Source organism: Ferrovibrio terrae (assembly GCF_943371255.1).
Lineage (GTDB): Bacteria > Pseudomonadota > Alphaproteobacteria > Ferrovibrionales > Ferrovibrionaceae > Ferrovibrio > Ferrovibrio terrae_B.
On sequence record NZ_CALRUC010000009.1, the window covers coordinates 1 to 24,775 of the forward strand.

Below are 24,775 nucleotides of genomic sequence, written 5' to 3' on the forward strand. Positions count from 1 at the left end.
AGTTTATCACCTGGATCGGTCAGCTTGCGCAGGGCGATCTCGGCAAGTCGGTGCTGTCGAAACAGCCGGTGGCCACCATGATCGGCCAACGCGTGGAACCCACCATGTCACTGGCGCTCACCACATTGATCTTTGCCATCGTGGTTGCCGTGCCGATGGGCATTCTGGCCGCCTGGAAGCAGGGCAGCTGGTTTGACCGTGGCATCATGGCACTGTCGGTGGCCGGCTTCTCGATCCCGGTCTTCGTGCTCGGCTATATCATGGTCTATGTCTTCTCGATGAAGCTCGACCTGTTCCCCGCCCAGGGCTTTGCTCCGCTGCGCGATGGCCTGCCGGCCTTCCTCGAGCGCATCGCGCTGCCGACGGTAACGCTCAGCTTCATCTATATTGCGCTGTTCGCCCGCATCACGCGCACGGCGATGCTGGAGGTCCTGAACGAGGACTATATCCGCACCGCCCATGCCAAAGGCCTGAAGGAGCATGTGGTGCTGGTGCGCCATGCGCTGCGTAACGCCGCCATCCCGATCGTCTCGGTGATCGGCATCGGCTTTGCCCTGCTGATCGGCGGCGTGGTGATCACGGAAACCGTGTTCAACATCCCCGGTATCGGTCGCCTGGTGGTGGATGCCGTGCTCGGCCGCGATTATCCGATCATTCAGGGTATCATCCTGGTGTTCTCCGGTGTCTATGTGCTGATCAATCTGGCCATCGACATCGCCTATGTGTTGCTTGATCCCAGGATTCGTTACTGACCATGCGGCAAGTCTTTCGTCATGCGGCCTTTCGCAATCCTTCTGTCTTGATCGGTGGCGGCATCCTGCTGGTGCTGCTGATCGTCGCCCTGCTGGCACCGCTGCTGACCGGACATGACCCCGGCAGCATTGCGCCGCGCTTCCGCCTGCGCGGCCCGTCGGACCAGTTCATGATGGGCACTGACATGCTGGGCCGTGATGTCTGGACCCGTGTGGTGCATGGCGCCCGCATCTCCCTGCTGGTCAGCGCCTGTGTGGCCAGTATCGCCATCTCCATCGGCCTGGTGATCGGCCTGGTCTCGGGCTACATCCGCTGGCTCGACGGACCGATCATGCGCGCCATGGATGGTGTGATGGCAATTCCCGGCATCCTGCTGGCCATTGCACTGGTTTCGCTCAGCGGCGCCTCGCTGCTCACCGTGATCGTTGCCATCGTGATCCCTGAAATCCCCCGCGTTGCCCGCCTGGTGCGCGGCGTCGTGCTGTCGATCCGCGAGGAACCCTATGTCGAGGCGGCCGTCGGCCTCGGTACGCCGACGGTGAAAATCCTGATCCAGCACATCCTGCCCAATACGCTCGCGCCGCTGATCGTGCAGGGAACATACATCTGCGCTTCCGCCATCCTGGTGGAAGCCATCCTCAGCTTCCTCGGTGCCGGCCTGCCGCCGGAAATTCCCACCTGGGGCAATATCATCGCCGAAGGTCGCGGCGTGTTTCAGCGCGCGCCCTGGATCATCCTGTTCCCCGGCGGCTTCCTGGCTGTCACCATCCTGGCCGTCAACATCCTGGGTGATGGCCTGCGCGACACGCTGGACCCGCGCATGAAAAAGCGGCTGGGAGCCTGAACCATGTCAGAGCCCAAGACCGCACCGGTCCTCAGTGTCAAAAACCTGTCCGTTGCCCTGCCCAAGGGCGGCGACCGCAGCCTGGCGGTGCAGGATATCAGTTTCGAGGTGTTGCCCGGCGAGATTGTCTGCCTGGTTGGCGAGTCCGGTTCTGGTAAATCGGTTACCGCCAGCACCGTGATGGGGCTGGGCAGTCTGCCGATTGTCAGCGGTGAGATCCGTCTGGAAGGCGAAGACCTGCGCAAGGCTTCCAAGGCCCGCCTGCGCGCCTTACGTGGCAGCCGCATGTCGATGATCTTCCAGGAACCCATGACCGCGCTCAACCCGGTCCATCGGGTCGGCGAGCAGGTGGTCGAACTGCTGAAGGCCCATAATTGGAAGGGCCGCGGTATCAGTGCCGAAGAGCGGGTGCAGCAGCTGTTTGCCGATGTGCATCTGCCCGATCCGGAACGCCTGCTGAATTCCTATCCGCATCAGCTCTCGGGCGGTCAGCGCCAGCGCGTGATGATCGCCATGGCACTGGCCCTTCAGCCTGCCCTGCTGATTGCCGACGAGCCAACCACGGCCCTGGACGTCACCACACAGGCGCAGATCCTGAAGCTGCTACGCGACCTGCAGCGCGAGCGCGGCACCGGCGTGCTGTTCATCACGCACGATTTTGGCGTCGTTGCCGATATCGCCGACCGTGTGGTGGTGATGCGTTATGGCGAGGTGGTGGAAAGCGGCAAGACCGAAGACGTGCTCTACCGGCCGCAGCACGATTATACCAAGATGCTGATCAAGGCCGTGCCTCGCCTGAGACCACGCGAAGCCACGCCGATCACCACCGAAGCGGTGTTGCGCGCCGAGCATCTGCAGAAAATCTATGTCACCACCAGCATGTTCAAGGGTACGCGCGAAGTGCGTGCCGTGGACGACATCGCGCTCGACCTGTATAAGGGGCAGACACTTGGTATCGTCGGCGAGTCCGGTTCAGGCAAATCAACAGCGGCACGCTGTGTCGCCCGCCTGATCGACCCGACCGGCGGCAAGGTAATGCTGGACGATACCGACATCGCCCATCTTGGCGTGCGCGCCCTGCACCCGTTCCGCCGCCGCATCCAGGTGGTGTTCCAGGATCCCTATCGGTCCCTCAACCCGCGCCGCACCGTGGCGCAGTCGATCATTGAGGGTCCGCTGAACTACGGCGTCTCGCGCGCTGAAGCGCTGGAACGCGCCCGCAAGCTGCTGAATATCGTCGGCATCGATGTCAATGCGCTGGACCGCTATCCGCACCAGTTCTCCGGCGGTCAGCGCCAGCGTCTGGCGATTGCCCGCGCCCTGGCCATGGAGCCGGAAATCCTGGTCGCCGATGAAGCTGTATCGGCGCTCGATGTCTCGGTGCAGGCCCAGGTGCTCGACCTGCTGGAGCACATTCGCGACCAGTTCGGCATTGCCATTCTGTTCATCACCCATGACCTGCGCGTAGCTGCCCGGCTGTGTGATCGTATCGCGGTGATGCAGCGCGGCAAGATCGTGGAGTTTGCCGAAACTGCGAAACTCTTCGCTTCGCCGCAACATGAGTACACCAAGCAGCTGTTTGCGGCCCTACCGGGCCGCGACTGGCTGGAGGCCGAACTGGCCAGTTAGGCCAATCTCCCTGGAATCCCGCGTGGAGGATGCGATGTCAGCACTTCTTGATCAGGTCGACCTGACGGATATCAAGAATGCGGTCGACAGCCTGCGCAGTGAGGCCGCCGATCTGCTGGCTGATATGGTGCGCTGCCCGTCGCTGCTGGGTGACGAGAAAAGTGCGCAGGATTTGGTACGCAGCGTTTTCGAGGCAATGGGCCTTGAGATCGATGAATTCGCCATCGACGAAGCCAAACTCAAAAGCCATCCGGGTTACTCACCGTCTATCGTCTCCTATGATGGCCGCCACAATATCGTCGGCATCCATAAGCCACGCCGGGGCACGCGCGGAAAATCACTGATTTTCAACGGTCATATCGACGTGGTACCGGTCGGCGCCGAAGCCCTGTGGACCAAGCCGCCGTTTGAACCCTGGATCGAGGGTGACAAGCTCTATGGCCGCGGCGGCGGCGACATGAAGTCGGGCATCGTCGCCTATATCATCGCGATGAAGGCGCTGAAAAAACTCGGGGTCGAACCGGCCGCCGAAGTGATCCTGCAGTCAGTGGTGGAAGAGGAGTGCACTGGAAACGGGGCGCTCGCCTGCCTGGTGCAGGGCTATCGAGCCGATGCCGCGATCATCCCTGAACCTTTCAACGGTATCATGCATGCCCAGATGGGCGTGATGTGGCTGGCGCTGGAAGTGGCCGGCAAGCCAGTGCATGCCTCGGTGGCCCATACCGGCGTCGCCGCTATTGATTTCGCCCTCTACATGTTCGGCGAGCTGAAAAAACTGGAGCATCAGTGGAACGCGCCGGAAGGTCGCCATGCCGAGTACCATGCGCACGAACATCCGGTGAATTTCAATCTCGGAAAAATTCAGGGCGGTGAATGGGCTTCCTCGGTGCCGACCGCTTGTCGCGCCGACATTCGCCTCGGCTTCTATCCTGGTATCACCCCGGCAGAGGTCCGCGAGACCGTCGAAAAACTTTTCGCTGAGGCGCACCGTAAGCACCCACAGAACAACAGCATTGAATACAAGGTAATCTACGAAGGATTTCAGGCGGAAGGCTTCGTGCTCGACATCAACACGCCCATGGTGACCACTTTGGCGGATTGCCATCGCAGCGTCACGGGCAGCGATGTCGCGTTCAATGCCTTCACCGGCACCACCGATGCGCGCTTTTTCAATCTCTACGGTAATATCCCGGCCACCTGTTATGGCCCGACAGCTGCCAATATCCATGGCATCGACGAGTGGGTGTCGATCGACAGCATGATGGAAGTTGCCAGCGTTCTGGCCACCTTCACTGCGCGCTGGTGTGGCGTGAACCGTCTCTAAACATATAAAAAAATCGTTTACCACGAGGCCGCTATGACCGAGCTGCATAACCTGAGTGCCTATGATCTCTGGATGGGCTACCGCACCGGCGCCATCTCGCCGGTGGAAGCGACCAAGGCAGCGCTCAAGCGCATTGAACTATGGGAACCAAAGATCAATGCCATGTATGTCATTGACGCCGAGGGTGCCCTGACGCAGGCCAAAGCCTCGGAGCAGCGCTGGCGCAAGGGCCAGCAACTCAGCCCGCTGGACGGCGTGCCGATTACCCTGAAAGAGAATATCGCCAGCAAGGGCGTGCCCACGCCGGTGGGCACGGCAGCCGCGATTCTGGCGCCGAGCAGTGTGGATGCGCCCCCGGCAGCCCGCGTGCGCGAAGCCGGCTGCGTGTTCCTCGGTAAGACCACCATGCCGGATTTCGGCATGCTGGCGTCGGGTGTTTCCAGCCTGCACGGCACCACACGCAATCCGTGGAATCTGAAACGCAATACTGCCGGGTCGTCATCCGGCGCCGGTGCCGCCATCGCCGCCGGTTATGGCCCGCTCGCGCTCGGCACCGATATCGGTGGCTCCGTGCGCCTGCCCGCCGCCTATAATGGTATTTTCGCGCTGAAGCCGAGCCTGGGACGTATTCCGATCAATCCGCCCTATCTCGGACGGGTCACCGGTCCAATGACGCGCACGGTGATGGACAGCGCTCTGCTGATGAACCACCTGACCCTGCCGGATGGCCGTGATTACATGTCGCTGCCTTATCAGGAACAGGACTATCCCAAGCTGCTGGATGGCGAGGTGAAAGGCCTGAAGATCGGCCTGCTGCTCGACGCGGGCCTGGGTATCCCGGTTCAGCCGGCGGTGAAGGATGCCGTGCAGCGAGCCGCCAAGCTGTTCGAGTCGGCCGGTGCGGTCATCGAGCCGATCAAGTCCTTCATGACCCCGGCAATGGCCGACGGCCTCAACACCTTCTTCCAGTCGCGCGCCTATACCGATTTCGCCGCCATGCCGCCAGAGCGCCAGGCGAAGGTGCTGCCCTATATCGCGGCCTGGTGTCGCTCGGCGGCGGGCTATACCGCCGTCGATGTCATGCGGGCCCTCGGCCAGGTCTTCAGTCTGCGTGAAGCCACGGTCGCCGCCACCCTACCCTACGATTATGTGCTGACCCCGACTTCGCCGATCACCGCCTACGACGCCGAGGAAGCCGCGCCCGGCAACGACCCCCAATTCAAATCGGAGCACATCCGTTTCACCGCGCCGTTCAACCAATCGGAACAACCGGCGGCTTCGATTTGCGCCGGTTATGATGACGATGGGCTGCCGATCGGCCTGCAGATCGCCGGCAGGCGATTTGACGATGCCGGCGTACTGCGCATGGCTCATATCTATGAGCAGATGCGCCCGGCCCTGCGTCCCTGGCCGGAACCGTGACCATCGGTCAACCGGGCTGGCGGTCCTGATCCAGCCCGGCTGGACTTGTATATACAATTGAACTTATACTGGCCCTGGTCACATTTCAGGGGCAGGGAAACCGATGTCCGGGTCAGCAGCCACGCAGAACGGGCCGACGCCGCGGTATCGCCGGGTCAAGGAATTCATCGTCAAGCATATCGAGGGCGGCGACTGGCGCGCCGGCGACCAGGTGCCATCGGAAAGCGCCCTGGTCAAACAGCTCAAGGTCAGCCGCATGACGGTGAACCGGGCGCTGCGCGAACTGACCCATGAGGGCCTGCTGGTGCGGGTGCAGGGCACCGGTACCTTCGTTGCCGAGAAGCGGCCGATCTTCAACCTTGTCGAGCTGCGTAATATTGCCGAGGAAATCGCCGAGCGTGGCCAGCGCCATGTCGCACGCGTCGAACTGCTGAACGCCGAGAAGGCGCGCCAGGATATCGCCCGCGATCTCGGCCTCAATGCCAACGCCCCCGTCTATCATTCCGTACTGGTGCATATGGCCGATGGCATCCCGCTGCAGGTGGAGGATCGATTTGTCAATCCAGCCACCGCTCCCGGTTATCTCGATGCCGATTTCACTGCCATCACACCCAATGAATTCCTGATGCAGACGGCACCCGCAACCGAAGTCGAGCATATCGTCGAGGCAGCCATGCCGGATGCGCGAATCCGCAAACTGCTTAAAATGAGCGCGAACGAGCCCTGCCTGCGCCTGCGTCGCCGCACCTGGTCGGGCAGCCAAATCGTCACCGCCGCGATGCTGTGGCACCCCGGTCACGCGCATCGATTTACCACCCGCTTTTCCTACCGCGCCGACGGCACGTCGAAGCGCACCTACCTTTAAGAGGCCGCCATGTCCGATAACCGTCGCGACAACACCCGAGTCATCCGCAGTCCGCATGGCAGCGACCTGCATACCAGCAACTGGCAGATCGAAGCCGCCTATCGGATGATGCGCAACAATCTCGATCCCGATGTGGCCGAAAAGCCTGAAGAACTGGTGGTCTATGGCGGCATCGGCAGGGCAGCCCGCAACTGGCAGGCCTTCGACCAGATCCAGCAGGCCCTGAAAGTACTGAAGCCCGACGAAACCCTGCTGGTGCAATCGGGCAAGCCGGTCGGCGTGTTCCGTACCCATGAAGATGCGCCACGCGTGCTGCTTGCCAACTCGAACCTGGTGCCGGAATGGGCAACCTGGGAGCATTTCCACGAACTCGACCGCAAGGGCCTGATGATGTACGGCCAGATGACGGCCGGCTCCTGGATCTATATCGGCAGCCAGGGCATCGTGCAGGGCACCTACGAAACCTTCGTCGAGATGGGCCGCCAGCATTATGGCGGCAACCTGAAGGGTCGCTGGATTCTAACCGCCGGCCTGGGCGGCATGGGTGGTGCACAGGCCCTCGCCGCCACCATGGCCGGCGCTTCGATGCTGGCGATTGAATGCCAGCCATCTCGAATCGAGATGCGGCTGCGTACCGGTTATCTCGACAAGAGGGCCGAAACGCTGGACCAAGCACTCGCTCTGCTCGATGAAGCCAAGACAGCCGGCAAGGCGATTTCGGTGGGTCTGCTGGGTAATGCGGCCGAAATCCTGCCCGAGATGGTCAAGCGCGGTATCCGCCCGGACGCCGTTACAGACCAGACCAGTGCCCATGATCCGCTGAACGGCTATCTGCCCGCCGGCTGGACACTGGAAAAATGGGAAAAGGCCAAGGATGTCGATCCGCAAAGTGTGATCAAGGCCGCCAAGGATTCAATGGCGGCCCATGTGCGTGCCATGCTGGATTTCCAGAAACAGGGCATCCCGACCTTCGATTACGGCAACAACATCCGCCAGATGGCCAAGGAGGTAGGCGTTGCCGAAGCCTTTGACTTCCCTGGCTTCGTACCAGCCTATATCCGGCCACTGTTCTGTCGCGGCATTGGTCCGTTCCGCTGGGTTGCGCTGTCTGGTGACCCGGAAGACATCTACAAGACCGACGCCAAGGTGAAGGAGCTGATCCCCGATGATCCGCATCTGCACACCTGGCTCGACATGGCGCGGGAGCGCATCCACTTCCAGGGCCTGCCGGCGCGCATCTGCTGGGTCGGACTGGGCCAGCGCCATCGCCTAGGCCTTGCCTTCAACGAGATGGTAGCCAGGGGCGAGTTGAAGGCGCCCATCGTGATCGGCCGCGACCATCTCGATTCCGGATCGGTCGCCAGTCCCAACCGCGAAACCGAGGCAATGAAGGACGGTTCTGATGCCGTTTCCGACTGGCCACTGCTCAATGCACTTCTGAACACCGCTTCCGGCGCCACCTGGGTGTCGCTGCATCACGGCGGCGGCGTGGGCATGGGTTTTTCCCAACATGCCGGCGTCGTCATTGTTGCCGACGGCACTGCGGCAGCGGCAAAACGCCTGGAACGCGTATTGTGGAATGACCCGGGCACCGGCGTGATGCGTCATGCCGATGCCGGCTATGACCTGGCCGTAGACTGCGCCCGAGAGCAAGGACTGACCCTGCCTTTCCTGGCCGGCTGAAAAAGGGAAATCTGGCTGCCCATACAGCGGGTTGATTGGAAATCTGCCAATCCAAAGCCCATGGCCGTTCACAATTCTTAACCTGTCTCGGGGTATTTTTACGCTATGCTGCGGTATCATTTCCCGAGGAAAGCACCATCGCTACGTCAACCCTTCTGCGACGTTTTGACCGCCGCCGCCTAATCACTGCGGGCGGAATGGTCGCCGTCATTCTGATACTGGGCTATATCGGCTACACATTGCGTCCTTCCGCGCGCAACGCTGATGCGAATTTTTATACACCAGGCGTCACGCCCAAGCGTGAGGACTGCGTTATTACCCGCATGAAGACTTACGCCAAACTCGACAAGATGGTGATGCAGAGCATCGCCACGGAGTGTGAGTTGACCGTACAAAGCATCGAGGGGCATGAGAAACTGCGTCAGGCTTGGGAAGAACGCCAGGCTGTGCGCGACGCGACTCCCAAGCCCGTTGCCGCACCAGAGCCCCCGCCAGCAGAAGCCGACAGGCTGCGCCGCGTCTGGCGCTAGGCCAACTCGCGATACAGCTTGATGTAAGCCTCGACGCAGGTGCCCAGGGCATAGCGTTCCTGCGCGCGATCGCGCCCAGCATCTCCCATACGCAGGCGCATATCCTTGTCATCAGCCAGCCTGCGTATTGCCTCAGCAAGATGGACAGAATCCCGCGCTGGCACGATCAAGCCTGTCTCACCGCTGCCGACAGCCTCGCCATTGCCGCCAACATCGGTGGCGATCACCGGAAGGCCGGCAGCCATATATTCGATAATGGCGTTTGAAAAACCTTCTTCATGCGATACCAGCAAGCCAATATCCGCGGCCGGCAGAAGTGCTGGAATATTCTCGACCGATCCGAGCCAGCGAACATGGCTCGCCAGGCCAAGCGATCGCGCACGATCCTGCAGACGCGGGCCGATGCCATCGTCACGACCAGCGCAAAGCAACACCCAATCTTCCGGTAGATCCGCATTGGCCAGTGCGAGGGCCTGCAACAAATCCTGATGACCTTTATAGGGAATCAGGTTCGCAACGATAACCAGAACTAGAGTACCCTCGGTGATGTTAAGACTGGCACGCGCTGCCTGTCGTGACGGCCCGGCGGTAAAGGCTGCAAGATCGACGCCATTGTAGATCAGATGCAGTTTATCAGCCGACACACCCTCTTCACCAAGCTGGCTGACCACTTTCTCCGAGTTACCGATCACAGCCGTCATGCAGCGATGCCAGGTGCGCTCGATTTTACCGATCCAGGGCTGCGCGCGCTGGTAGTTGTTCTGGCTCCGCCGACTCATCACGCGAATGCGACAGCGGGTGAGAAAGGCAATTGGCGTACCGAGAATGTAAGCTGCCGGCAGGAAGAAGTGGACAAAGTCGGGGCGGCGGAACAGCAGGCGCAGCCCCAGATAAAAAGTGCTGAACAACAATTGCACCATCCGGATTGCACGCTGGCTGGACCTGTGATCCCGCCCGATCACTGCTACGCCGTGCTCGACCAGGTCGCCGGCCAACGAGCCCTTGTGGCTGAGGCAGAAGACTTCGACCGAGAAATTGCGACGCGCCAAGCCCGGTAAAACCTGCAAAAGATGCCGCTCCGTTCCGCCGCGTTCCAGCGAACCAATCACAACGGTCAGGCGCAATGGCCTTGCGGGGGGGGGAGTCATCGTGGGATAGGTTGGAGTATTAAGCCGCAGTCAGCAGATATATTTTTTGCGTGAATATATTCAGATGTTCGTTTGTAAAAGTAAAGCCAGAGCCCGCGCACTCAATGCGCTCCGCCAAACTGTGTCTTTACCAAATCGGCAAAAAGCCCCCCGGCGGCCACCAGAGACTGAAAACTACCGCGTTCGACAATTTGACCGTTCTGTAGCACCAGAATTAAGTCGGCCTGCCGGACCGTAGCCAGACGATGGGCAATGATAAAGGTGGTTCGGCCTTGCATGAGTGTGTCCAGTGCCTTCTGAATCCGCACCTCGGTGGCTGCATCCAGCGCCGAGGTCGCCTCGTCGAGGATCAACACTGGCGGATTCTTTAGCAGAGCGCGGGCAATCGCCAGTCGTTGCCGCTCGCCGCCACTCAGATTTACACCGCGCTCGCCGACCACGGTGTTGTATCCATAGCTCTGACGCAGGATGAAATCATGCGCCTCAGCCATCTTGGCCGCCTGCTCGACTTCGGCATCGCTGGCTTCAGGCCGGCCGACGCGGATGTTATCGGCAATCGAGCGGTGAAACACCGCACTGTCCTGGAATACAACACCGATATTGCGGCGCAGACTTTCCAGCGTCACATCGCGGATATCGGTGCCATCAATCAGGATACGGCCTGATTGTGGATCCCAGAGGCGACTGAGCAGCGCCATAGTCGAGCTTTTACCCGAGCCAGTCGGGCCGACCAGGGCCACAGTCTTGCCGGCTTCGATCTCAAAGCTGAGATCAGTAACCGCCGGGCGCTTGTCATCATAGGACAGCGTGACGTGGTCAAAGACCACAGTACCCTTGAGAGTACCAATATCACGAGCATTGGGTTTCTCACGCACAGCGGATTCAGTATCAAGCACCTGGAAAAATTCGCCGAGTGAATGCATCTGGAAGAACATGCGGCTGACGAATCCCATCGCCGCTTCCAGCCGACCGATCAGCATGGTTGCAAAACCCATGAAACTCACGATCTCGCCAACGGTGGTCTGACCATGCAGGTGAAGCCAGCTGCCCAGCATAAAAATAGCAATGATCGTGATGGTGGATGCCATGCGGCTCAGCACTGTCATCAGTGCCCAGAGATTCAGTACCGGGAATTGAGCTTTGAGCAGGCGCTCCATGACCAGCGCGAGCTCGCGTGCCTCCAGGGCAAGACGCACAAAGCTCTGTACCAGCACCACATTACCCAGTGCATCACCAGCCCGGGCCGCCAGTTCGGAATGATAGGCCTCGACCTGGCCCTGGGCTTTTTCGGTCTTGGCAACCACGATGGCACTGACCAGTGCAAACACCACAATCAACCCGATCAGCAGCAGGCCAAGCCGCCAGTTCAGATAAAGCGACAACGGCAGCAATGCGAGAACGGCAACAAAAGTGGAGAGATGTTCGCGGAAAAAGGCGAGCCAGAGGCCGAACAGGTTGTCAGCACCGGTCAACATGACCTTCAGCAACGTGCCGGAATGTGTGGCTGAGTGGAACGCGGCCGGCAAGCTGAGCACATGCTCGAAATAGAGGCCCATCGCGGCAAGGCGACGGCGATGGGCCAGCCGATCAGCATGCAGCGCGACCATAATGCCAGCAAAGATACCAGCGAGACCAGCGCCACACCAGATCATCAGCAATTCGATGGTCTGCGACCAGCTCTCGTCCGGCGAGAGGCCGGCAGAATTTGACAGCACATCAATGATGCGTCCGAACAGGATCGGTTCAATGAAACCGACACCCGCGAGACCGATATTGGCCACTGCGAGCAGCACCGACAGGCGCCGCTCGGGTTTCAGAAGTGCCAGCACCCGGGCGTAGATCGCAACGAAGCTCATGATTTGAAATATGCGCCACCGCGGCGCATCCCGCTAGCTCTTGCTCGTAAATTCAAATGGGCGATAGTGCCGGAGTTTATCTGTCGGAGAATCGCATGACCAAACCCGCCGCCACCGGCTCGAGCCGGGATCGCCTGGAAGCCTGTCTGGCCCGGATCGCGGATCCGGCAGGTGAGGGACATCGGGCCATGATCCGGCTCTATACCGAAGGCGCCCGTGCCGCCGCCGACGCGGCGGATGCCCGGGCCAGGCTCGGCCTCGGGCTGGGCCCCCTGGATGGCCGCATCATTTCGATCAAGGATCTATTCGATATACCCGGTGAGGCCACCACTGCCGGTTCCAAGCTGCTGCGCGATGCCGCCCCGGCGACTGTCGAGGCGCCGGCGATTGCCCGCCTGCGGGCTGCCGGTGCCGTCATCATCGGCAAGACCAATATGACTGAATTCGCCTTTTCCGGCGTCGGCATCAATCCGCATTACGGCACACCGGGCAACCCGGCCGACCGCAGCCGCATTCCCGGCGGCTCAAGTTCCGGCGGCGCCGTTTCGGTTGCTGACGGCATGGCCGAGATCACCATTGGCTCGGATACTGGCGGCTCTACTCGTATTCCGGCAGCACTGTGCGGTATCGTTGGCCTGAAACCGAGCCAGTATCGCGTCCCGACCACGGGCGCGTTTCCGCTCTCCTTCTCGCTTGACAGCATTGGCCCGATGGCCAGCACTGTCACCGATTGCGCCATTGCTGATGCGGTGATGGCCGGTGAAATGCTGGCACCCCTGCCCGCTGTGTCCCTGAACGGCCTGCGGCTCGGCGTTCCACGCGGCCTGCTGCTGGACAACCTGGATGCTGCCGTGGCCCGGGGATTTGACGCTGCCCTCGCAGTGTTGGGCAAGAGCGGCGTCTCTCTGAGCGACCAGCCTTTGGATCTGCTGGCACCGATGCTGGAGGCGACCGGCAAGGGGCCGTTCGCCGCCATTGAGGCCGCCCATATCCATCGCGACTGGTTCGAAAGCCGCGCGGCAGATTTCGACCCTCTGGTGCGTGGCCGGATCGAACGCGGCCGAACCATTCCAGCAATGGATTATGTCTTCGCCCAGCGCCGCCGGGCCGAACTGATCCGCGCCATGGATGCCCGATTGACCGATCTCGATGCCCTGGTGCTGCCGACCACGGCAATCACGGCACCGAAAATCGCCGATCTGGCCAATGACGAGACTGCCTTCACCACCGCCAACCTGCTGCTGCTGCGCAACCCGAGCATGGCAAACTTCTTCGATCTCTGCGCCATCTCGCTGCCGCTCCCGGTCAGCGGCCTGCCGGTTGGCATCATGCTGGTGACGCGCAATGGCCATGACCACCGGTTGCTGCGCATGGCTGCGGCTGTTCAAACCGCTTTATGTGCATAAAGTATTGTAATTAAAGGGTTATTGATGGGCTAGCGAGGACGCGCAATCAAGCGTATAAGCCGCGGTCATGACCAAGCCTGCCCCCCTCACATCCGCTGGGACCGCGACCGCCCCCAAAGTCGGCATTGTCAGCCTCGGCTGTCCCAAAGCCCTCGTCGATTCCGAGCGCATCATCACCAAGCTGCGCGCCGAAGGCTACAGCATCTCCGGCTCCTATGACTCGGCCGATGTCGTGCTGGTCAATACCTGCGGTTTCCTCGATAGCGCCAAGCAGGAATCGCTGGAAGCGATCGGCGAAGCGATGCGCGAGAATGGCCGCGTCATCGTCACCGGCTGCATGGGCGTGGAAGCCGAAAAAATCCGCGGCATGTTCCCTGACGTATTGTCGATTTCAGGGCCGCAGCAGTATGAAGCCGTGGTCGAAGCCGTGCATCAAGCGGTCCCCCCGCTGCATGATCCCTTCGTTGATCTGGTGCCGCCTCAAGGCATCAAACTGACGCCACGCCACTATGCCTACCTGAAGATTTCCGAGGGCTGCAATCACAGCTGCAGCTTCTGCATCATCCCCTCCATGCGCGGCAAGCTGAAAAGCCGACAATCCAACGATGTGCTGTTTGAAGCTGAACGTCTGGTGAAGGCCGGCGTAAAGGAACTTCTGGTCATCTCGCAGGACACTTCAGCTTATGGCGTCGACATCAAGCACGCAGAGAGCCAGTGGCGCGAGCGAAAGGTCAAGGCACGCCTGACCGAACTGGCAGATGCTATGGGCAGCCTCGGCGCCTGGGTGCGGTTGCACTATGTCTACCCTTATCCGCATGTTGACGAGGTCATCCCGCTGATGGCCGAAGGTAAAATATTGCCTTATCTCGACATCCCATTTCAGCATGCCGAGCCGCGCGTCCTGAAGAGCATGCGCCGCCCAGGCAATCAGGAAAAGGTCCTGCAGCGCATCCGCGCCTGGCGCGAAATCTGCCCGGACCTAGTGATCCGCTCCACCTTCATCGTCGGCTTCCCCGGTGAAACCGAGGCGGACTTTGAGTTCCTGCTGCAATGGCTGGAAGAAGCGCAACTCGACCGCGTCGGATGCTTCAAATACGAGAATGTTGAAGGCGCAGCCGCCAATGATCTGGCAGGCCATGTGGCCGACGACGTGAAACAGGAACGCTGGGAGCGATTCATGGCCGCCCAGCAAAAGATCAGCGCCAGGCGGCTAAAACGCTTTGTCGGCCGCACCCTGGATGTGCTGATCGACGAGGCCAAGCGCACCACTGCCATTGGCCGCAGCTTCGCCGACGCCCCTGAAATCGACGGTCTGGTGAAGGTCAAGAATGCTGCCGGCGTCCAAGTCGGCGACATGGTGAAGGTCAAGATCGACAAGGCCACCGCCTACGATCTGAGCGGAAGTATTGTCGGCCACTAAGCCAGTCAGCGTGCAATACTTAAATTTTAAGTCATTGAAATATATTAATAATATTGCACATTGACCAATGTGGCGCGCTGCCAAGGCGTTATCGTTTGATTGACGTTCATATAATGAACCAAATAAGATCGCCAAAACCACTTCCTGCCACCTTCACTGGGCCCATGGACGAGGACGACAAGACACTGCCTGGACGCAGCGATGCCGAAATCGTGCTGGCGCTCCTGACATCGGTGGAAAGCAACCAGTTGATCACGCAGCGCACCATTGCCAGCGAGCTCGGCATAGCCCTCGGCTTGGCCAATGCTTATCTCAAGCGCTGCATCCGCAAGGGCCTGATCAAAATCACTTCAGCCCCGCCGCGCCGTTACGCCTACTATCTCACGGCTCAGGGCTTTCGTGAGAAGAGCCGGCTCACTAGCGAATACCTTCACTCCTCCTTCGGGTTTTTCCGCGCCGCCCGACGTCAATGCGAATTGCTGCTGCGCGACTGCAACACGCGCGGCTGGCGCCGCATTGCGCTCTACGGAGTAAGTGAATTGGCAGAAGTGGCTTTGTTGTGCAGTCGTGACCAGAGCATTGAAGTGATTGGTATTGCCGACCCTAAGGGCGGCAGCCTGGCCGGGTTGGCGTCAAAACCGAGCCTGAGTGAACTTGGACCTTGGGATGCAGTTCTGTTGACCGCACTAAGCAATTCGCAGGCTACTTACGACAGGCTGGCAACTGAGGTCGCACCAGATCGCATCTTGGTGCCACGCATGCTGAATATATCACGCAGCAAACCGGCCGCTGCTGTTGCTAATGACGCCGCCAAGCTGCCAGATACCGAAGAAGCCGAAAAAGCATGAGTGCAATAGCGACGCTTCGCCGCCTGCGCCATGGGCCACTGAAGTTCATGGCGCCGCTTTGGGTTCGCTTAGGAGAATTGTACCGCAGCGCCTGTCGCACCGGCTGGTTCGGCACGGTGCCGCAGCATATTGGTCCCTATGGCCCGTTCAAACTGCAGCCCGAATTCGCCTTCAGCAACTTTGAACATTGGGGCGACGCCCATAACGGTGGCTTCAGCGCCTGCATCGAAGCCTGCCGCGGCGCGCGCTGCGTGCTTGATATCGGAGGTCATATCGGCTTGGTAGCTTTGCCAATGAGCACTGTCCTAGCCCCCGAAGGCCAGGTTCACTGCTTTGAGCCGTCATCCGCCAACCTGCAGTACCTGCGCGCTCATGTTGCTGCAAATCAGGCCAACAATGTCGTCATTGTTGATGCATTGATCGGCAGCGACGAACAGGATGCAGTACCCTTCTTCGAACAAACCTGGGTGAGTGGCCGCAATGGATTAGCTATCAAGCGCGACCACGATCAGTTTGTGGAGACTACGCGCCGCCAGATATCTCTGGATCAGTATTGCAGCCGGCTCGGACTCGTACCCAATGTGATCAAGATCGATGTTGAGGGTGCCGAGTACGGTGTCCTAAGCGGTGCAACCGAAACACTGCGTCGCCACCGCCCGACTATATTCCTTAGCATTCACCCGACTGAGCTCAAACTGCTTGGCAGTAGCGTGGATGCCCTCATCGCCCTGATCGCCAACCAAGGCTATCGCTGCTTTGAAATCGACGGTACTCCGGTCGAGCAATTCCGCTTGCGGGAATACCTGCTTTTGCCGCAAGACAAGGACATATCATGCTTGCCAATGCACTCCTGACCCTTCGCACCCGGGGTCCGGCCATACTTGCCAATGCCGTACTCAATCTGGCGGCAGCAAATATCGAGCACCGCGTGTTGAATCGCCGCTTTATCGAGCGGCCGATTCACAATTACCGCATGCTGCTCGACATGCAAGATCGCGGTATCTGCAGGTCGCTGATGCTGTTCCGAACCCGCGAGATCGACCATAAGATTATCCTGGAGAAGGTGCTGAAGCCGGGCATGAGCGTGCTCGATATCGGCGCAAACATTGGCTACTACGTGCTGATGGAAATGGCGCTGATTGGGCCGACCGGCCGAATGGTGGCTATCGAACCATCGCCATCCAACATCGAACTCCTGCAGCGCAATCTGGCCCTTAATGGCCATAGCGGCGTACCGGTGATCGCCGGAGCTGTATCCGATCAGCCGGGCGATCGCGAATTTTTCCTCGCGCACCAGTCAAATCTCAATACCTTCCACACTACCGGCACAGGCGCAAAACACCTTTCCGGCCAAAGCGTGCAGGTGCGTACCTATACCGTGCCGGAACTGGCCAAGCAGTATGGCAAACCGGATCTGATGCGTATGGATGTCGAAGGCCATGAAGTCGAAGTCTTCAACGGCATGATCGACGCTGTGGCCGCTGGCGAACTGGCGCCGATGGTTATTTTCGAGACACATCTGTCCCGGTATGGCGCCGAGCACGACATGGAAACTCCGCTACGCAAGCTGTTTAACCTCGGCTACCACGTGCGCTACCTCGCATCCTCCTCGGAACGCGGCACCGCACTGATCAATGCCCGTGGTTATCGCGGTGTGGAAAGCGTGCGCACCGACGACGTCGAGCGCGTGATCTATGAAAATGTCGGCAACGATGACGCTATAGACTTCATTTGCAAGATCGGCGGCGCCCGCACGGTTCTTCTGCAGAAACGGACCTGACCGCTTGTCCACGCGCCGCTTCCAGCTCTCGGTCAGATTCAGGCCGGACGCGCCGGCGGCGGCCGAGACCGGAAACGATCTCTTCAATGATGGCCGTCTGAACATCCGGGCGGAAAATCTCCACCCTGAGGCGAGGTTATACCGGAGGCGTGGCAAAGTTCTGGTGATCTGGGGCAACCCGATTGCCGAGGGGCGAATTGATGATGCTGCCATTCTGCGCAGCTTTGACAGCGTGCAGGATCAATTCGGCTTCGCCCTGGGGCTGAATGGATCCTTCCTCATCCAGATTTACGATCCCGAGACAGCGACCCTATCGGTAATCAATGATCGCTTCGGATCGCTGGCCTTTTACTTCCGACAGGATGGCGACACGCTGCAATTGTCGACGTCTTTCAAAGCCGTGCTTGACCCTCTGCTGCGCAATGGAAAAGCACGCATAGATCCGGCCGCGGTTTTTGAGTTCCTGCATTTCCGTCGCTTGTTCGGCACCCACACCTATGACAGCAACACGCAGTATCTTGACTCCGCATCGATCCTGACATTCACACGCGGTATGTCTGCGCCTCGGGTCCAGAAATACTGGATGCCGTCTTTTGCTCCCTCTGCACTAGATCGCAAGACCCTCGCTGGGGATTTGGCCGACGCCTTGCGAGACGCCATGGCGATGCATATGTCGGATGGTCGACGCTATGGTCTGATGCTGAGCGGCGGATTGGACAGTCGCGCACTGCTGGCCGCCGCGCCGGTTATGCCGACATGCTTTACCACCTGCCTGACCCGAAACAACGAGTTTGAAGTTGCTGCTGAACTGGCAGCTGCCGCGGGAGCCGAGCATGTCTTTGTGCAGCGGCCACACGACATGCTGAATGATCTGGTCGAGGACAGCGTCTGGCTCTCAGGTATGCAGATCTACCCGGAATTCCAGTTTGCCCCTTACAGTTCCGCTGTGTTGCCGAAAGCCGATAGCATCTTCCTGGGCCTAGCACTGGATGTGTTCTTCGCCGGCTTGTATCAACCCAAAAAACCACTGCGCATCGCTGGCCGCGAAACCTTGATGTATCAGTTGCAGCCGATTGGCCACGATCCGGCCGGGCAGTTCACCCGTGGTGTCAGCTATCGGCTCAAAACATCCGACCCGTGGTCGGTGATCCGCAAGAATGCACGGCCTGATCTGGAAGCGCGTATGCATGACTCGGTGAACAGCATCATGGCACGCGCGCGCGCAGCCGGAGCTGATGCCTATGGCCAGTGGGAATACATGCATCTGCATAACTTCTCCCGTCACTATTCCTTCCCAATGGCCGCCTCGATTCGCGGCTGGGCGGATTGCCGGATCCCGGCACTGGAGAACCGCCTTTTCGACATGGCCTTCGCAGTTTCGCCGCAAGACAAGGCGAATTGGGCCATCCTCATGCAGGCAATTGATCTGTGTAACCCGGCCATGATGAGCATTCGTAACGCCAACACGAACATCACGGCGCGGCGTAGCCTCGGAATGCAAACTGCGATCCATTGGGCTCGCGCTGCCGCAAACCGAGCGCTTGGGCCTCGGTTCCGCGCCATGCCACCCTGGTGGGAACGTTCATGGCCGCCGGCGCGCGCGTCGTTGGAACACAATCCGCATATCCGGGACCTGGTCGCTGCCTTGCCGGAATCGCCGGCGCTGGAAATGCTGGATATCTTCGACAGCGGAAAAATCCGCGACAGCATCGCAGACCATGCGGCAGGCCGACATGACCACTCGGTACTATTGAATCTTCTGGTGACGATCGACCGCTGCCTGACACCGGAAGCGGACGCATGAAGGTCCAGATTGTCTGCAGTAAATTCCCCCCTGAATATGCCGGCGCTGGCCTGCGCATTCACAATACTTATCGCCGCCTGGCCGCGGCTGGCGCCGCATTGCGCTGGAAAGTTCTGACCAATTCCGTAGAATTCCCTGGAAACGCGAGCTACAGCCACGACAACGTTCCTGTCGAGCGTATCGCCTGCCGGTTCCGGAGCCTGCAAGAGAGCGGTTGGCGCCAGCGCCTTGCTCAGGCATGGAGCATATGGCTCGAAGCCGTACAGACTCTGCTGCGGCTAGCTGGACGCCGATACGACCTGCTGCATGTTTTCGGCATGTCAGCTTCGACTGCGGCTGCCATTCTCTGGGCGCGACTGACCAATGCCGCACTCGTGATCGAACTGGTTACCGCGCGGGCCGATCCCCGCCAGAGTCTACCCGGCCTGCGTTACGGCAATCTTCTCAATCTGAAGCGCCGCACCTTGATTATCGCCATCTCGGCCGCCCTCGGTGAACGCTGCCGGGAATTGGGCTTCACAGATAATGTCTGGGTTCGCCCTAATCCCGTGGATACGACACGGTTTTTCCCCCAACCGCAGCGCCGCGATGACCTCCGTACACGTCTGACACCGTTCAATACTCAGGATTGTGTACTGTCGATGGTGGCAAAATTCATGCCGCAGAAGAACCAGATCTTTCTGCTGGATATGCTGGCGCAACTGCCAGAGCGCTTCAAACTGGTTCTCGCTGGCCCCGTGGTCACTTCAGGCCCTCTACTGTCGCGTGACGAAGCCTACATGGTCGCCTTGCGTCAGCGCATCTTGGATTTGAACCTGGAAACTCGGGTGCATCTGGTGCCAAACTTTGTGACTGCCGAAGATTATATCTTGCTCGCTGATGCATACTTGTTGCCAAATTACGATGAAGGCCTGGCCACACCAATGCTGGAGAGTCTGGCCTGTGGCGTTCCGGTTCTGGCCAATGCCGCGGAAGCAGCTTTCCGCCAATGGATTGATGATGGCCGCACCGGCTTTCTCCGCCCGCTTGAAACCGCGGCATGGGTGACAGCTGCCCGACAGCTTCCCGAACTTCCCGCCGAAGCCCTGGCTCAAGGCGCCCGGGAGATTGCCGATGTTGCATCAGCGGCCCGCATTGATGCCGATTTTCACCGCCTGCTGCAGGCCACGGCTCGCTTGCCGCGCGATGGCCAGCTGGATGTCTCGGCCGTACTGAAGGCATCAGCATGACTCGGCCACTGACTGTTGCGCTGCCAACATCCACATTTCTGCCCGGACTCGGCGGTGTTGAGGTGGGCCTGCACAATATTGCACTGCGCCTGCAGAAACGCGGCCATCGTCCGGTGGTAATAGCGCAGACGCCGCATGTTGAGGCACTACGCAGCGGCTGGTCTCTACCTTATGAAGTTATCGCTTTTCCACCCAAAGCCTTTGGGCTGCTGCGCCGCATGCCGGTTCTGGGTTTTGCCGTGCTTGATGCCTGGTTCGAATGGGCATATCGAAAATATGATTTCGATATCTGGCATTGTACGATGGGCTGGCCCACAGGCGTTGCGCTGATTCACTATGCCAGGCGATGGCGCGCCGTCCCGCATCTGGTGCGCTGTGCGGGTGAGGATATCCAAAGACAGCCGGCCATTGGCTATGGCGCGCGCCTTGATCCCGCCGTTGACGCGCTGGTACGACATTGGTTGCCGCAAGCTGACAAACTCGTTGCCATCACACCGTCTGTACTAGAGGAGTATCGAGCGCTGGGCGTCGCCGAGGACCGCATCATTGAGATTCCCAATGGTGTCGACCTCGAACGCCTGAGTCAGACCGGCAATCGCATGGCAACCCGCCGCAGCCATGGCATTGCAGAAACCGATTTTGTATTCCTTGCTGTTGGCCGCAACCATCCAAAGAAAAATTATCGCCTGCTATTGCAGGCCGGAGCTTTGATGAAGGCGGCCGGCACCACTGATTTTCGCATTGTAATTGCAGGACTCGGGGCCAGTGCCTTGCAGGCAGAAGCCGAACAGCTCGGAATCGCAGCCGAGACACTGCTGGTGGAACAGATCGGCAGTCCACAGGCTGACCAGCTGTTGCTGCCATCCGACCCGCTGGTGCAGCTCTATCAAATGAGCGATGCCTTCGCCTTTCCATCCTTGATGGAAACCTTCGGCATTGTGCTGGTCGAAGCCATGGCGGCCGGCCTGCCCATCATCACCACGGACGCGCCCGGCTGCCGGGATATCATTCGTCATGGACAGGACGGCCTGATGGTCTCCCCCTCTGACCCGGCGGGCTTGGCCACTGCCATGACCCAGGTGAAGATGGATCCTGCCCTGCGGCAGCACCTGACCGGCCAGGCCCGGTCCCGAGCCGAGGCGTTTTCCTGGGATAGCGTTGTCGAACGCTATGAATCTCTTTATTATCAACTACTTAAGTGAAAACCCCAATCTTCCGGTGACTTCACATCTGCAATCCAGCTCTTGACGTTCACGGGACGAACAAGGTAGGATTTAGCCGTAATTTCCTGTTGCGCCTAGGATTTTCCGTTCTTTCCGCCGCCCCTCCAGTATGAGGCCGCAGGCGACCAGATGGGCCGCATATGCGCCGCAAGACCCTCATTCGAGCGCCCCGACTGAACCTGCTTCGAAGGCTGGTTGCCAACAGCCTGCGGCTGGTGCCTGTGTCGTTCTACCGCCACCTGATGGAAAGCCGTTTCATCAATTTTGGCGTCGAAACCACCAATATCTGCAACGCCAACTGTACCTTCTGCGCCTATCGCTACATGGAGCGTCCCAAAACGGTGATGCCGTGGGAGGTTTACGAGAAAGCGATCGACGAATTCGCCGCTCATGGCGGCGGTTCAATCAACTATACCCCCACCGTGGGCGATCCCCTGGTCGACAAGCATCTGCTGCGCAAAATCCGCTATGCCGCTGCGCAGCCGTCAATCACGTCGATCATGCTCTACACAAATGGCATCCTGCTGCACCGCTTTGAAACCGATGCGCTGCTGACATCCGGACTGTCCCGCCTGGCAATCTCCACCTATGTGGGCAGCCGCGAGGGCTACAAACACTATTACGGCAAAGACAAGTATGACACGGTCCTGCGCAATATCGAGATGATCGGCAAGCGCAACCGCGAGCTTGGTTCGCCAGTACTGGTCACGCTGCATCTGCGGGTGGCACGCGACGAAGGTGAGTGGTCGGAAACACCGGAATACCGGAAATTCGAAGAAATGTTCGGTGGCAGCAACATCTCGTTCCTCGAATCTTACGACGCCTGGTCGGGGCGGATCGAGCAGAAGGATCTACCGCAGGGCTGCGATATGGCGGAGGCACTGCCGGTCTCGGTGAAAAAGCAGTCGCCCTGCTTTGAGCTTTATCGGCGCATGCATATCTTGGCGGATGGCAATGTCGGCGCCTGTATCTGCACCGACCTTGAGAGTGAAATCAATATCGGCAACATCAAGCAACAGTCACTGGATGAAATCTGGAAAGGCGAGAAACTGGCCAATTACCGCAAGGATTGGCTGAAGGGTGACTTACCTGAAGTCTGCAAGACCTGCACGCGCTACATGCCCGTTGATGACTTCATACGCGAAAACCCGAAGCGAATTCTGGTCGACCATCTGCGCCACACCGTTCCCTGGCTGTTTGCCCGCCGCAAAGCGAAGCAGATCGGCCTGGACGAACACTGAGCATTCAGCACCCATGCCGTCATTCCTGCAAATCCTGCGCCGCCGGTTGCCACTGAAGAATCTCCTTCGCGTCCTGCGTTTATTCATCTTTCGCTATCCGATGGCAGCAGGCGCGGTGATCGGTTCACTACTGATTGCCAATATCCTCGAGGGCCTTGGTATCCTCACCCTGCTGCCACTACTCAGCCTTGCCGTGGGACAGGGCATGGGGAGCAGCCGTTTTGCCGCCATCTTCACCGACGCCCTGGATCGGGTGGGGCTAACCCCATCGCTTGAGGTCCTGCTCAGCCTCATGGTGACAATCGTTCTGCTCAAATCCGCACTCACCTGGTTCGGCATGAAGTATGTCGGGCACATGATGGCCCGCGTTCAGACCGACCTGCGTCTGGACTTTATTAACAGCATGCTGGCCGCGCGCTGGTCTTACTTCGTCAGCCAGCCGACCGGCCGTCTGGCCAACGCCGTGGGCGGCGAGCCGGAACGGGCCGCCAGTACCGTATTTTATGCCGTCAATATGCTGGTCATTATCATCCAGGGAGTGATTTACATCGGTGCTGCCATGCTGGTTTCCCTGCCGGTAGCACTGGGGGCGCTGGTGACCGGCTTCTTAATGATTTCCGTGCTCAGCCGCTACGTTCGCATCGCGCGCGCAGCAGGCGAAGGGCAGACGCAGTTTCTGAGTTCGCTGATGGCTCGCTTTGTCGACGCCATCCAGGGCATCAAGCCAATCAAATCGATGGCGCTGGAAAAACGCTTCCTGCCTTTGCTGGAGCACGAAGCGCGCGGCCTGAATGCAGCTCTCGAACGCCAGGTTGTCGCAACCAGCGCTGTGCGCAGCCTGCAGGAACCAGTCGCCACAGTCGTGATGGCGGGCGGCCTGTATATCATTCTGAGTGCCGGAGTAGCTCCTATAACCGAAATCATGGTGCTTGCCCTGCTGTTCTGGCGAGCAGCACAGACGGTGGGGGGCTTCCAGAAGATTGGCCAGTCCCTGGTTGCCGGAGAAAGTGCGCTTTGGTCACTCATCAAGACCACCAAGCTTGCTCAAAGCGAAGCGGAGCCGATCGAAGGCAATCCCCCTCCTGCACTCAGCAACGCAATTACTCTCGCGCATGTCGACTTCTCCTACGGTGACCGTGTCGTTCTCAAGGATATGTCCCTCACCATTCCCGCAAACCAGATCACAGCGGTGATCGGTCCCTCGGGCTCAGGCAAGACGACTATCGCCGATCTGGTGATCGGTCTGTATCGTCCGCTCGCCGGCGACGTTCAGGTGGACGGGGTATCGCTGCGCCAGATCAACCTGCATGACTGGCGCGAAACCATCGGCTACGTGCCGCAGGAAACCAGCCTGTTTGCCGAGTCGATCCTGGTCAATGTGACCCTCGGAGACCCGGCCCTGTCGGAAACCGATGCCATTGCCGCACTGCAGGCCGCCGGCCTTGGCAGTTTCATTGCCGGGTTGCCTCAGGGCATCCATACATCGGCCGGCGAACGCGGCCTGCAGCTTTCTGGCGGCCAGCGCCAGCGTATCGCAATGGCCCGCGCATTGGTCCGCAAACCAAGACTGTTGATCCTGGACGAGGCCACGACGGCTCTGGACCCCCAGACCGAAGCTGCAATTTGTCAGACCCTGCGCGAACTGTCTCAGCAGGTGACAATCCTGGCCATCTCGCATCAGACTGCCATCGTCAATGCTGCGCATCACGTCTACCAACTTGATTCAGGTCAGTTATGCAGCCGGCACCCGGTTGAGGGGGCAGCATGAGA

General features: G+C 59.7%; 20 protein-coding genes. 18 read left to right on the forward strand and 2 right to left on the reverse strand.

Features of this window, described 5'->3' with window-relative positions; genetic code table 11:
- The 8 genes from AAG799_RS03575 to AAG799_RS03610 all read left to right on the forward strand — a co-directional run.
- Positions 1-752 (forward strand): ABC transporter permease (locus AAG799_RS03575; protein ID WP_341894426.1); only part of this gene is annotated, 752 nt, incomplete at its 5' end.
- A gap of 2 nt (positions 753-754) precedes the next feature.
- Positions 755-1,597 carry an ABC transporter permease gene (locus AAG799_RS03580; RefSeq protein ID WP_341894427.1) on the forward strand — a complete coding sequence of 281 codons (843 nt, stop codon included), beginning with the start codon at positions 755-757 and terminating at the stop codon, positions 1,595-1,597.
- A 3-nt stretch (positions 1,598-1,600) separates the two neighbouring features.
- On the forward strand, positions 1,601-3,226 hold the full coding sequence (locus AAG799_RS03585; protein WP_341894428.1) for an ABC transporter ATP-binding protein: 1,626 nt from the start codon (positions 1,601-1,603) through the stop codon (positions 3,224-3,226).
- 22 nt (positions 3,227-3,248) lie between these two features.
- Positions 3,249-4,550, forward strand: a complete 1,302-nt coding sequence (locus AAG799_RS03590; protein WP_341894429.1) for an ArgE/DapE family deacylase — start codon at positions 3,249-3,251, stop codon at positions 4,548-4,550.
- 33 nt (positions 4,551-4,583) lie between these two features.
- Positions 4,584-5,972, forward strand: a complete 1,389-nt coding sequence (locus tag AAG799_RS03595; protein WP_341894430.1) for an amidase — start codon at positions 4,584-4,586, stop codon at positions 5,970-5,972.
- Positions 5,973-6,075: 103 nt separating this feature from the next.
- Positions 6,076-6,837, forward strand: a complete 762-nt coding sequence (gene hutC, locus AAG799_RS03600) for a histidine utilization repressor (protein WP_341894431.1) — start codon at positions 6,076-6,078, stop codon at positions 6,835-6,837.
- Positions 6,838-6,846: 9 nt separating this feature from the next.
- Positions 6,847-8,520, forward strand: a complete 1,674-nt coding sequence (hutU, locus tag AAG799_RS03605; RefSeq protein ID WP_341894432.1) for a urocanate hydratase — start codon at positions 6,847-6,849, stop codon at positions 8,518-8,520.
- A 197-nt stretch (positions 8,521-8,717) separates the two neighbouring features.
- Positions 8,718-9,050 (forward strand): hypothetical protein, encoded by a 333-nt coding sequence (locus AAG799_RS03610; RefSeq protein ID WP_341894433.1) that lies wholly within the window; start codon positions 8,718-8,720, stop codon positions 9,048-9,050.
- On the opposite strand, the gene AAG799_RS03615 is transcribed toward AAG799_RS03610, so the two are convergent.
- Both AAG799_RS03615 and AAG799_RS03620 read right to left on the reverse strand, forming a co-directional pair.
- Positions 9,047-10,174 (reverse strand): glycosyltransferase, encoded by a 1,128-nt coding sequence (locus AAG799_RS03615; protein ID WP_341894434.1) that lies wholly within the window; start codon positions 10,172-10,174, stop codon positions 9,047-9,049. The two genes, AAG799_RS03610 and AAG799_RS03615, sit on opposite strands and share 4 nt — an antisense overlap.
- 125 nt (positions 10,175-10,299) lie before the next feature.
- Positions 10,300-12,054 (reverse strand): glucan ABC transporter ATP-binding protein/ permease, encoded by a 1,755-nt coding sequence (locus AAG799_RS03620; RefSeq protein ID WP_341894435.1) that lies wholly within the window; start codon positions 12,052-12,054, stop codon positions 10,300-10,302.
- A 95-nt stretch (positions 12,055-12,149) separates the two neighbouring features.
- Here AAG799_RS03620 and AAG799_RS03625 point away from each other — a divergent pair, with 95 nt between their 5' ends.
- The 10 genes from AAG799_RS03625 to AAG799_RS03670 all read left to right on the forward strand — a co-directional run bounded on the left by AAG799_RS03625 (position 12,150) and on the right by AAG799_RS03670 (position 24,773).
- The gene (locus AAG799_RS03625) at positions 12,150-13,460 is read left to right on the forward strand and encodes an amidase (RefSeq protein ID WP_341894436.1); all 1,311 of its coding nucleotides are present in this window, start codon (positions 12,150-12,152) and stop codon (positions 13,458-13,460) included.
- 67 nt (positions 13,461-13,527) lie between these two features.
- Complete coding sequence (rimO, locus tag AAG799_RS03630; RefSeq protein WP_341894437.1) at positions 13,528-14,880, forward strand: 30S ribosomal protein S12 methylthiotransferase RimO; 1,353 nt, start codon at positions 13,528-13,530, stop codon at positions 14,878-14,880.
- 164 nt (positions 14,881-15,044) lie between these two features.
- Positions 15,045-15,728, forward strand: coding sequence for a winged helix-turn-helix transcriptional regulator (locus AAG799_RS03635; protein WP_341894438.1), 684 nt, complete (start codon positions 15,045-15,047; stop codon positions 15,726-15,728).
- On the forward strand, positions 15,725-16,582 hold the full coding sequence (locus AAG799_RS03640; RefSeq protein ID WP_341894439.1) for an FkbM family methyltransferase: 858 nt from the start codon (positions 15,725-15,727) through the stop codon (positions 16,580-16,582). The genes AAG799_RS03635 and AAG799_RS03640 overlap by 4 nt, the downstream gene beginning before the upstream one ends.
- Positions 16,561-17,508 carry an FkbM family methyltransferase gene (locus AAG799_RS03645; protein WP_341894440.1) on the forward strand — a complete coding sequence of 316 codons (948 nt, stop codon included), beginning with the start codon at positions 16,561-16,563 and terminating at the stop codon, positions 17,506-17,508. The genes AAG799_RS03640 and AAG799_RS03645 overlap by 22 nt, the downstream gene beginning before the upstream one ends.
- Before the next feature lie 4 nt (positions 17,509-17,512).
- Entirely contained in the window at positions 17,513-19,312 is a 1,800-nt protein-coding gene (locus AAG799_RS03650) for an asparagine synthase-related protein (protein ID WP_341894441.1), read from the forward strand.
- A complete protein-coding gene (locus AAG799_RS03655) occupies positions 19,309-20,541 on the forward strand; it encodes a glycosyltransferase (RefSeq protein WP_341894442.1) in 1,233 nt (410 codons plus the stop codon). The genes AAG799_RS03650 and AAG799_RS03655 overlap by 4 nt, the downstream gene beginning before the upstream one ends.
- Positions 20,538-21,743, forward strand: a complete 1,206-nt coding sequence (locus tag AAG799_RS03660; RefSeq protein WP_341894443.1) for a glycosyltransferase family 4 protein — start codon at positions 20,538-20,540, stop codon at positions 21,741-21,743. Before AAG799_RS03655 ends, AAG799_RS03660 begins: the two co-directional genes overlap by 4 nt.
- 161 nt (positions 21,744-21,904) lie before the next feature.
- Positions 21,905-23,005: a radical SAM/SPASM domain-containing protein gene (locus tag AAG799_RS03665; protein WP_341894444.1), complete on the forward strand. Its 1,101-nt coding sequence runs from the start codon at positions 21,905-21,907 to the stop codon at positions 23,003-23,005.
- A 13-nt stretch (positions 23,006-23,018) separates the two neighbouring features.
- The gene (locus tag AAG799_RS03670; RefSeq protein ID WP_341894445.1) at positions 23,019-24,773 is read left to right on the forward strand and encodes an ABC transporter ATP-binding protein; all 1,755 of its coding nucleotides are present in this window, start codon (positions 23,019-23,021) and stop codon (positions 24,771-24,773) included.
- Positions 24,774-24,775: the final 2 nt, after the last annotated feature.